The 10,140-nt window shown below is 38.5% G+C and carries 14 protein-coding genes; 5 read left to right on the top strand and 9 right to left on the bottom strand.

The annotated features are described in order from the left end of the window. Positions 1-289 precede the first annotated feature (289 nt). Entirely contained in the window at positions 290-769 is a 480-nt protein-coding gene (locus ACLPIE_RS21885; RefSeq protein ID WP_430263751.1) for an Hcp family type VI secretion system effector, read from the top strand. A 49-nt stretch (positions 770-818) separates the two neighbouring features. On the opposite strand, the gene ACLPIE_RS21880 is transcribed toward ACLPIE_RS21885, so the two are convergent. The 8 genes from ACLPIE_RS21880 to ACLPIE_RS21845 all read right to left on the bottom strand — a co-directional run bounded on the left by ACLPIE_RS21880 (position 819) and on the right by ACLPIE_RS21845 (position 5,477). After that, positions 819-1,238, bottom strand: coding sequence for a hypothetical protein (locus tag ACLPIE_RS21880; protein WP_430263750.1), 420 nt, complete (start codon positions 1,236-1,238; stop codon positions 819-821). Between the two features lie 11 nt (positions 1,239-1,249). After that, positions 1,250-1,948, bottom strand: a complete 699-nt coding sequence (locus ACLPIE_RS21875; RefSeq protein ID WP_430263749.1) for a hypothetical protein — start codon at positions 1,946-1,948, stop codon at positions 1,250-1,252. A 131-nt stretch (positions 1,949-2,079) separates the two neighbouring features. Next, positions 2,080-2,859: an antitermination protein Q gene (locus ACLPIE_RS21870; protein ID WP_430263748.1), complete on the bottom strand. Its 780-nt coding sequence runs from the start codon at positions 2,857-2,859 to the stop codon at positions 2,080-2,082. A gap of 92 nt (positions 2,860-2,951) precedes the next feature. Beyond that, positions 2,952-3,413, bottom strand: coding sequence for a DUF968 domain-containing protein (locus ACLPIE_RS21865; RefSeq protein ID WP_430263747.1), 462 nt, complete (start codon positions 3,411-3,413; stop codon positions 2,952-2,954). Further along, entirely contained in the window at positions 3,410-3,796 is a 387-nt protein-coding gene (locus ACLPIE_RS21860; protein WP_430263746.1) for a RusA family crossover junction endodeoxyribonuclease, read from the bottom strand. The genes ACLPIE_RS21865 and ACLPIE_RS21860 overlap by 4 nt, the downstream gene beginning before the upstream one ends. Continuing rightward, entirely contained in the window at positions 3,781-4,164 is a 384-nt protein-coding gene (locus ACLPIE_RS21855) for a hypothetical protein (RefSeq protein WP_430263745.1), read from the bottom strand. The genes ACLPIE_RS21860 and ACLPIE_RS21855 overlap by 16 nt, the downstream gene beginning before the upstream one ends. 174 nt (positions 4,165-4,338) lie before the next feature. Then, on the bottom strand, positions 4,339-4,647 hold the full coding sequence (locus tag ACLPIE_RS21850; protein ID WP_430263744.1) for a hypothetical protein: 309 nt from the start codon (positions 4,645-4,647) through the stop codon (positions 4,339-4,341). Then, positions 4,644-5,477: a phage N-6-adenine-methyltransferase gene (locus ACLPIE_RS21845; RefSeq protein WP_430263743.1), complete on the bottom strand. Its 834-nt coding sequence runs from the start codon at positions 5,475-5,477 to the stop codon at positions 4,644-4,646. Before ACLPIE_RS21845 ends, ACLPIE_RS21850 begins: the two co-directional genes overlap by 4 nt. A 50-nt stretch (positions 5,478-5,527) precedes the next feature. On the opposite strand from ACLPIE_RS21845, the gene ACLPIE_RS21840 reads away from it, so the two are divergent. The 4 genes from ACLPIE_RS21840 to ACLPIE_RS21825 all read left to right on the top strand — a co-directional run bounded on the left by ACLPIE_RS21840 (position 5,528) and on the right by ACLPIE_RS21825 (position 8,595). Then, positions 5,528-6,727, top strand: coding sequence for an integrase domain-containing protein (locus tag ACLPIE_RS21840; RefSeq protein WP_430263742.1), 1,200 nt, complete (start codon positions 5,528-5,530; stop codon positions 6,725-6,727). Between the two features lies 1 nt (position 6,728). Further along, complete coding sequence (locus ACLPIE_RS21835) at positions 6,729-7,466, top strand: hypothetical protein (protein ID WP_430263741.1); 738 nt, start codon at positions 6,729-6,731, stop codon at positions 7,464-7,466. Positions 7,467-7,636: 170 nt separating this feature from the next. Continuing rightward, on the top strand, positions 7,637-8,023 hold the full coding sequence (locus ACLPIE_RS21830; protein WP_430263740.1) for a hypothetical protein: 387 nt from the start codon (positions 7,637-7,639) through the stop codon (positions 8,021-8,023). Then, positions 8,023-8,595 (top strand): hypothetical protein, encoded by a 573-nt coding sequence (locus tag ACLPIE_RS21825; protein WP_430263739.1) that lies wholly within the window; start codon positions 8,023-8,025, stop codon positions 8,593-8,595. Before ACLPIE_RS21830 ends, ACLPIE_RS21825 begins: the two co-directional genes overlap by 1 nt. Before the next feature lie 249 nt (positions 8,596-8,844). Here ACLPIE_RS21825 and ACLPIE_RS21820 read toward each other — a convergent pair whose 3' ends face one another. Beyond that, on the bottom strand, positions 8,845-10,044 hold the full coding sequence (locus ACLPIE_RS21820; RefSeq protein ID WP_430263738.1) for a DUF927 domain-containing protein: 1,200 nt from the start codon (positions 10,042-10,044) through the stop codon (positions 8,845-8,847). Positions 10,045-10,140: the final 96 nt, after the last annotated feature.

Here is a 10,140-nt window from a genome sequence, read left to right as displayed (position 1 = left end):
GACACTCCAAGGAGGGGATAAATTGAGTATTCGGGCGTAAAGAGACTTTTCGTCCATGATAGTAATCCCTGATCATAAAATATGCATTATGATATTATCAGCCACCATAACAAGGGAAGTCCCATATGTAGACAAGTATAATGTAAGCCTTTCTTTTGCTAAACTTAAGTGGAATTCATATTCCATCAATAAAGGTGTAAATACAAAATGACGTTGGCATTTCACCTGTATCGATCTGGTATTGTTTTTTAGACATAGTAAATGGAATAATAATTAATAGGAGAATCAAATGGCTAATATTATCTATATGACCCTTAGAGGGGATAGGCAGGGGCTTATCTCGAGTGATTGTTCAACATATGATTCTATTGGGAATAAGTATCAGCGGGGACATGAAGATCAAATCTTAGTATTGGCAGTAAGGCATTCAATATCACGATCTCAGAATTCCCATCACCACCCATTAGAAATAATAAAACCTATTGATAAATCATCACCATTACTAGGTATGGCTATATCTAATAATGAAACTCTTGACTGCCAGCTTGACTTTTTTCGTACAAGCCAGAATGGATCCCAAGAAAAGTACTATAGTATTACACTACAGAAAGCGAGTATAAAGAATATAACTTACGACTATCCAAATTCTGTATCTCATAATGATAGGCAGCCCGAAGAAATTATACTTCTAGATTATAGAGATATAACTTGGAAACACTTAATGGCATCAACATCTGGATATAGTATTAAAGAAGAAAGTATTTATTAAATAAGATTGTAACCTTTATATAAAAATATAAGGTTACAATAATAATTGGTTACTCATAGGCGCTCAAGAAATATTTAATATCATTATATAGGCCAACCATTGTATCATTCGTTATATACATATTTCCCTTCAACGAAAACTCCCCATCTGTCAATGATTTTAGTTCTACTGTAATGCGGTATGATATTCCATCATCATTTCGCTGAAAGTTTAATACCATAACATCATGATACAAAGAGAGTACAAAACCAGCGCTTTCCTCTTTAATTAATAGGTTTATTCCGTTAATAATTTCTTTTAAATGAAAAATATATACATCAATATTTTTCAAACTAAAGCTAAACACCTCAGATTTGAGTTGAATGTCAGTACTAAAATAATCATATGCATCAATTTCTGCTGAATCATTCCTATTAAAGGCGGTTTCTTCTAAAGATAAAGTGCTATAGCCATCGTTTAAATAAAACATAGTCATCCTTATTATTTATATAGAAAATGTTTGACAACCCAGTCTCTTTCATTCACAACCACCTCAAGAATATAGTCTTGCTTTTCGTAGATTTGCTTTCCTTTATCCTTAAGCCGGTATTTCGTCATTTTTATTTCATAACGCTTAAAGCCTTTATCAACAACTGCTTTATAATCAGCTCCTCTTTTGCCATACCTTATTGCTCTCTCAATCAATGTAACTGGAACATATCTATTAATATCATCCATGTGAGCTGCTGCTTGAGGTAAAAACTTTAAAGCCCTAGGAGATAAACCTAGCTTAAGACGTCCACGCAAAAGAGAAACTAGATGCTCGGTTAATTTGATAGAACCAGCCTTTACTAAAGATGCACCTCCCCCTTTTAAAAGGGTGACAAGCTTAGCTCCATTTTTTAAAAACCATCCCCCTAGTAAAATTATATCTAAGGGGTCAATTAAAGGTGATTCCAAAGGAAGTTCATACTTCCCCAAGTATTCCCCTGTTGCATCATAGACATCATAAACACCAGAAATACCGAACAAATACCCAATGCACATACCTGAATCTTGATCTACAACAGGTACCGAACCCGGAGGGATAGGGCTTGTTAATTCTAACGCAAAATACTCACCTACATGTAAAGGTGACTTAAAATCATAAACACGACCTATATCATTGTAATCAAAAGAACTGATATCTACATCACTCATATATTTCCTTAATTATGCTTCTCAATTCAATATCCATAATGGCCTATCTATAAAACTAATTAGTTAAAAACTACCCGTTCAGGATATTTAATTCGATTCTAAAACATAGAAAAGTAATTGACTACCCTTGTTTATTTTATCACCTTACTAAATGCTTGCTCCGCTATGCTTTCTTCAATAAAGCACTTACTTGTTAATTTTTCATAGAACGGCTTCCAATTTCTACGCCATGTTCTTTCGTTAAGGTCAGGTACTAAATGCCTTATTGCATTAAATGCTACTGATGACGGCACACGATTGAACCCCTTACCAGCACAACGAGGACAATCTTTAAATACAGGAACGCCCTGCTGCTTAGTTTGTGCTTCATCTAATACTTTACCACGCCCTTTACAACGACAACGGTGTGCCATTTGCCCTTTTCCATTGCAAGAAACACATAACTCATCCACCTTTTCATTTTCAATCCATGGCTCAATAACCACTGTTCCGTCTAGTCTCGTTATACCAGGATGTTTAATGACGTCCTTACGCTTATAAATAAGGCCTTTACCGCTACACGCTGAACACTGGCATACTGAACCCGCTGAACGGGCATAATCTTCAAATGCCATCTTGGCCAGAATAATTAGGCAATAACCCAACTTTTTACCTGCAGCTTTAGCCACTAGCTTAGGTGTGATTTTTTTAGCGTATTGGGTTAAGGCTTCTACCGTAGAAAACTTATCCTCTTCGCTGATATCATTTTTCGCCAAAAATGCCTCCATACCGAATTCAGCTTGTGATTCAGTCATGCCCACAGCCGCCATAATATCAGTACCTGTTAAACGGTCTGGGGATGTGCAGCCAGCTACATTGCCGAATGTGGGTGACTTAGGGTGAAAATTTTTAAGTACATTTTCTAATTTCATGATATCCGCCTTTATCAACCAAAAACGCCCAGACCAATAGACCGATCTAGAAATTTAAATAACAAAATTATTTGGCTTCCGTGCTCCCGCTCTCACCCATTAGGGTCTTTATGCAATTCGCTGTGGTGAATGCGACACAATGAAATAGTGAACAAATCATGGGCCTTAGTACCCATTCCGCCCTGACCATGACCGATTAGGTGATGTACGTCATGCGCGATAGAGTTACAGACACAACATGGTTGTGATTTAACCCACTTAAGGTATTCGTCGCTTGTCCAGCGTTTAAACTTTGGCTTTAACATCAAGCTAGCTGGTGGCTCGGGATCGATGGTTAAATTTAATACAGGTTTTGATGCCCGTTCATCATCAACCAAATCGCTGAGGTATTGGTCAGAAAGAGAGATAAGGCCAAATGGTTTATTTTTCAGTTCCTCTGGTAATGTCGAGATCAGCATTCTGTCATTAAACATGTTAAGGCTTGCTCCTGGTCTAAACATAACAGCCTTAACTTCAGGAATAATGATGGGGGTTAATATCCATTGGTAACTCATGATATTTTCTCCACTTCTGCATTGAGAGGCCTTATCTCAATTTCAAATCGACCACCTTTGACTACTTCACACCATCGTATATCTACGTGCCTTACTTGCTTGTCATCTTTCCATACGTTCGCATAGGTAAGGGCATCAAATGGCGCTTTTAAAAAATTATCTATGTCTCTTCTGTGATTAGTTGGTGGGTACATTTTCACAATGACAGATACATTTTCTTCTATCGACACAGGTCTTTTACGTAATTGCTGATATACCGCTGCTATTGCATTAGCCCGAAACGCACGCCCTTTCGCACTGATTAACGTTTTACCGTTTATATTCCGCCAGCACGCATTAACGCTTGGAGGGAAAGGTAGGACAAGGCTTAGAGATCCAGACATATTTGTCCCCCGCCTCGGGTAGCAGATAAGTGATTACCTTTAGCTGAATTAAACTTGGAGTAGTGAGCTTGGCGATAAATTTTAACCTGCCCAATGTCATCAAATATATAATTGCGACCAAAGCCTATTTCCTGACTTTCGCAAATAGGGCAATAATCAATTGATTCACAGCCACCTGAGCGCCCCTTGCGCCAGTGAAGATTTCCATGGAAAGTGGAACAACTTGCACACATAGGAGCGTCGCAAGTGTAAGCCGATGAGAATCGGGATAGTACGCCACTATCATTTCGCTCACCGATGTAGCAAATAACGCCATCGCAATGCAAATCAGCATTGCCCCCACAGAACATACACTTATTGCTAGCCATTTGTCACAACCTCATTCCATAATTTCACAGCCTCGGTTCTATCGTTTACTGCGGGGCTTTTTTTTCCGCAGCTATGACAATAAACATAAAACCAAGTGCGATATTCTAGGGTTTGAATGTGCAGATCTTCACTTCCACATTTACATTGATGAATTTCTGGCATTTTGTTTTTCACTATCTAACCTCCGCCAGCAAAGTATCAAAGCGTTTTACTAGGGCAAGCAACGATGAATCTTTGATACCAATTGATGCGCTAGAGTTGTTTTTTAACTCATCTAATATCTGCTCGCTGTTATCAGAAATGCGGTATAGCCCATCACCGACTGGATAGATAATTCCTTGCTTTTCTAATGATTGAAGTCGCAGAGTTGAACCACCAGCACTTTTCATATTGAGCTCAAGCAGCAAATCATCACGACCAAAAGCTCTATCCTTAAAGGTTTTGACTAACTTAGTGTATTCACGCATACGCTTAGTACTCACGCTGCCACCTCTAGTTTTTTAGCTAACCACTGCGCTTGCTCTATAAATGCTTTCCCGCGCTGTTCTAATTCTTCGCGACTGATGTAATCAAATGCTTTACCGGTCCATGTTTTATCGAATACAACAATTGCTCCGGAGAAACGTGCACCAGATGGAACTTGAGTTTCATCGGCAGGGTTAAACCATTCGGGGAGTTCAAACCCAAGACGACCCCGAATAAAGCAAACATGATCTGCATTTTCTGGCCACCACGCTTCGCTCATCGCTGCCTTTGATAAAAAGACGTATCTGCCGCCTTTTTCACGCATTGAAAACGCATGATTCATGATGTGTCCTACGCCTGTAATAGCTTGTTTTTCATGATATGAACTGCGTGAGTACGGAGGGTTACCAAAAGCAACACCGCCAATTTCTTTTAACTTCGCTGACCAATCCTGTGTTAATGCGTTATCTTCGGCTGTATAGAAATGAGGGCACTTGCTATTCTGTCCATCAGTGAATAGATCGAGCGTAAACGGTCCATAGATAGAGTTAATACCCCAAAATAATTCCTCGGGTGTTCTCCACTGATCCCCAACCTCTTTAAGTTCGTGGGCTGCTTGCAATTTCAACGCATTGAGCTTTTTAACGTAATCACTTTGCGGAATGGCTAGCGCTACTGCATTGCAAATGCGTTCACCAATCCAACGCATGACCGGTACAGCCATAGAGTTGCCAAGGGCGCGATAACGGTGACCATCTGGGCAATCATCAATAGATTTGTCTTTGAAAGGTACTTTGGTGTGATTATCAGGAAAGCCCTGTAGGCGTTCACATTCAATAGGAGTCAATCTGCGTACGATGTTATTTACGCTAACACCATGGCGATCTACTTTCGTTAATGTGTATGAGATATCGCTTTCGTTATAGCCATTTCCATTACCGCCATTTTCAGGCTTGCGACCAATTGTATTACCCGCTAATACAACAACACTACAAGCCGCTTACACAAAAACGCACAATGATAGCCATTGGTGAATACCCTGCTATTGGATTAGCTGACGCCCGTAAAATCAAAGATGAGTACAAAGTATTACTGGCACAAAATATTGATCCTCTTGATTGGGGTAAACAGCAACAAGCTATAGCGCAAGAGGAAAATAGTCATACTCTTGAAAAAGTTGCTACTCGCTGGATAGCCATTAAAAGAACGACTGTTACTCCCGACTACGCAAATGATGTATGGCGTTCACTCGAAAAAGATATTTTTCCAAAATTAGGTAAGATACCAGTCTCTTTACTCAAAGCCCCTATGCTGGTGGAAATATTAAAGCCTATTCAAGCAAGAGGAAATTTAGAGACAATAAAGCGCCTTACTCAACGCACAGTTGAAATAATGGACTTTGCGATGAATGCGGGGATTATTGATGCCAATCCGTTTACTACCGTTAGTAAGGCGTTTCCTAAGCCTAAGAAAAAGCATAACCCGACACTAAAGCCCGATGAGCTTCCTCGGTTAATGCGTGCGCTATCTGTTGCACAAATTGAATTATCAACGCGTTTAGTTATTGAATGGCAATTACTAACCGTTACTCGACCAGGAGAAGCCGTACAAGCTCGTTGGTCTGAAATTGACTTTGATAACAAGTTTTGGAATGTGCCCGCTGAAACCATGAAGATGGGCCATGCACATACAATCCCATTAAACCAACCTGCTCTCGATATCTTAGAAGTCATGAAACCTATTTCAGGCCACAGAGAATTTGTCTTTCCTCATCGTTCTGAACCTTCAAAATCGATGAATAGCCAAACAGCTAACATGGCCCTTAAACGTATGGGATTTGAAGGCTTACTAACTGCTCATGGAATGCGCGCTATCGCCAGTACTGCGATGAACGAACAAGAGTTCATGCCAGATGCTATTGAAGCCGTGCTAGCCCATAGAGAGAAGAATTCGGTACGTGCAGCCTATAACCGCTCAACTTATCTTGAACAACGAAAGGCTATTATGGATTGGTGGGGGCAATTTGTTAAAGGTGCTGCAACTGGTGACATGACAGCCGCAGAATGTATTAAGGGCTTACGGGTTGTTGGTGAATAACATGAGCAAAGATCTGTTCACTCTAGAAAATATCAACAAGGCTAAAGTACTATTTTCACCCTATAACGAGGATAGCTTAGATTTATCTGTCTACTCCTCGGCCCATTGGTGTATCCACCTGCTTTCTACGTTATCAGAAGATGATATTAGCCAAGCATTATATTACTTAAGCGTATGGGACTTAGTTTATGAGCCATTCGTCACAGTTACCGAGTTGACCAAAATTGATAGCGATGTATGGCAATATTTCATAGTTTCACCATTATCAGAGAGTAATAAAATAATACCTATAGTTGGGGCTTGTGCTGTACTTGGTAGCAATGGAAACGCGGGAATTCTATTAGAACAAGCTTTACTTGCGGCTAATAACTTAGCCTTTGCTGTCTTAGCTAAACAACAATTTGACGCTGAAACAATCAACGACTTTGATAACCTTGACTTAAAATCTAAAAAAAGAAAAGCCGCCAAAGCCAAAAGTGATATTTACTATGGCCCAATCAAGGTACAAATGATCGAATGGGCAAAACAGGTAATAAATACAAATACGGGGAAAATAACTAAAGCAGAGCTAACAGCTCAAGTAGATGCTAAATACCAAGAATGGATAGAAAGCAACCCTGTAGGGTCAGAAAGTTATGCTAGATTACATCCATTTAACAAGAACTGTGAGGTTGATAAGGTTATCGCTGAAAAGACGATTTATAGTTATGTATCCCCACTCCTTAAAAAAGCAAGGTAAAAAGATAATGTATTTTAATCCCATTTATTTCAACTCCAATTGTAATCTGTTGTAAATTTCAGAAAATGAGTTAATATTCTTTTAATATTTTGCTCACCCAACGAAAAAATTGTATTTACATACAAAATTTCAGCTAACACTAAGCTCTGAACAAGGATATTTCTGAAAAAATGTATGCTTTACTAATTTATGGATTCCCCCTCACATTACTTGGATTTGAATGGGGTTTAAGAACTATGCTATCTGTTGATTCTTCAGGGTTTACAGGACCAACCCTTGCAGCTGCTGGATTATCCTTTTTAATGCCTCTAATAAAACCTAAAGTAAAACCTATTCCTGGTCACAATGATGTTATTGCAATGTCGAAGGCTGAAGCTTTATTTATGCCAATATTATGGTTAGCTGTTTTTATATTTCTTTTCTGTTGGACATGGTCTTGTTATATATCATTAAAATTCCCATTAGATAAAACCTTTGGCTTTGATAGCCACATGGTAATCGGTGGCACACTATATACAATTAGCCTGATATTAACTGGCATTAAGGAAAAAGTATAATGGATGAGTTAATTAGTTTATTTTTAGCTGGAGCTATGATTCCTACAATTGCAATTCTTGTGAAAAAATTTCTTGTAGACCGAGCATTTAAAAAGATACAAAGCGAAATTCTTGTTAAAAATAAAGATGGGAAAAAACTAAAATTTTTTACCACATTAAATGTCACTGACGAAGAAGTTAAAAAAATATTTGAGTCAGAACTTAACTTTGAAACAAATGTTAAAAAAAATATAGATAAATTTATTGCTGCTCATAAAAACCTCAATTTTGAGTTATCAAATGGAAAATATGTTGATTTTATTTTATCTTATGCTGATAAAGTAATCGCCATTGAAGCCAAGTCAAACGCTAATTTATTCAAAGCCGAATGGATTTCTGATTATTTTAAAGAAAATGCTGATGTTGATGAGTTAATTATGATAATCAACTCTAAAATCCCTAAAGAATTTATCGAAGAAAAAAATAAATTAAGCAATGGAAAAAAAATAAGTTTTATAGCTGCACCTAGAGAAAAGGAACTAAATAAATTACTTACTAATGTTTTAGTTAACGGCTTAGGACTTAAAAAATGATTTTCAACTAATAATTAATAGAATATTTTAAACTATAGAAACTATATATTAGTCCTATTCATTCGTTATTGGCGTGTTTTATTAATACTCAAAGTAATAAGTTGTATAATTATCGAACGCACCAAAATCATATTAATGAACCGTGTTTGCAACATAAACACTCTTTATTAAACTTACTAAAGTAATAAAGAGTGTGATATTGCAAGACTGAAGGACTCTTCTAATGTTCGGTTTGACTCAATATGTATCTTATAATTCTAACTTCGTTTCATCAATACGATAGTAACGCTTCCGCTTACCGTCGATAGGATTGTAAGCCCTTGGGTTATATTCAAATTTAAACTGCCCATTTAGCTCTTGGGCTTCTTTAACACCAATTAGCGCGCCAACTTTATGCAGCTCGGCTAATGTCATTTCCATGTTACAGTTGGCTAATACCCTATCTCGCATAGCATCAGCCGTTACCCAATACACCCCACCAGCATCTATAACTTCATCAGTGTTATCTGTGGTTTCATCGACAAAATCACCAATTGAAGCATCTGGAGCTTGATTGCGAACATAATAGCCGTCAAAGGTAGACAATGAAGAATTGACACCTATCTGCTTAAAGCGGGATTCGCGGTGTGTACTCAAATAGGCGCAAAGTTGCCTAATACCATTAACACTTTCTAAGTCCCCTACCGTTCCTCGTTCTTCAACATAGTTATTAAAACAGGAACCTACGCCTTTAATAGCTTCACCATTGCCCCAACCTGTTACGCCCGACTCAATCGCATACTCACCCGCAGCCGCGCATAGCGCAAAACGTTCTAATACTCGGTCAAGCTGAGAGCTTGCATTATCGGGACGATACATAGTCTTAAATTGGGTAATATATGCCTCAAGCTTTGGCATTAACTCTGAGCGTTCAATATGTGTTAACTTTTCGAGCCAGTGAATGCCGGCAGAACCATAGTATTGAGTAGATAAAGTATTGAGACTGTCAGCAAATGCTTTCGCGGAGGACATACTATGGATATCATCAAACACACCCAATTCATCACTAACAATCGCAGGTATATCGACAAATCGAGCTTGCTGACCTGCCGCTATAGCTTCACCCGCTGCTTTGAGATAGTTTTCAAAAGCATCTTCACTAGAAGCTAGAACAAGCGTTCGCCATTGTAGAGTATCACGTAAAGTAACATCTTTAGTTCCTCGGACTTTACCCTGTCCGAGTGCCAACATATAAGCAATTTGCCCCACCATTTTAGGGTTAGCCGCTTTCAGCTCATCCAGTATTAATGGAAGGTCATTATGTTCGGTGGCCAGAACTTCAATTCCAACTAGTGAAGTATTACAGCTATGTGCATACCCGCCTGTTGTTGAGCCACTCCCCCAAACAGAAGCCGCTGTATGTTGAGCCGTGCTCTTACTGTAAGTATCCCGGAAAAAAGTCCCATTCACTTTCAGAGATCTTCATCCATACTGATATGTATCCTGAGGAGATCGCTATGCGTAAAGCCCGATTTACTGAACATCAGATTATCGCCGTTCTGAAAT

The organism is Providencia sp. Me31A, assembly GCF_050487165.1.
In the GTDB taxonomy this organism is placed as follows: Bacteria; Pseudomonadota; Gammaproteobacteria; order Enterobacterales; family Enterobacteriaceae; genus Providencia.
Note: the sequence above shows the minus strand (reverse complement) of the source record. Positions and strands in the feature narration are given on the sequence as shown.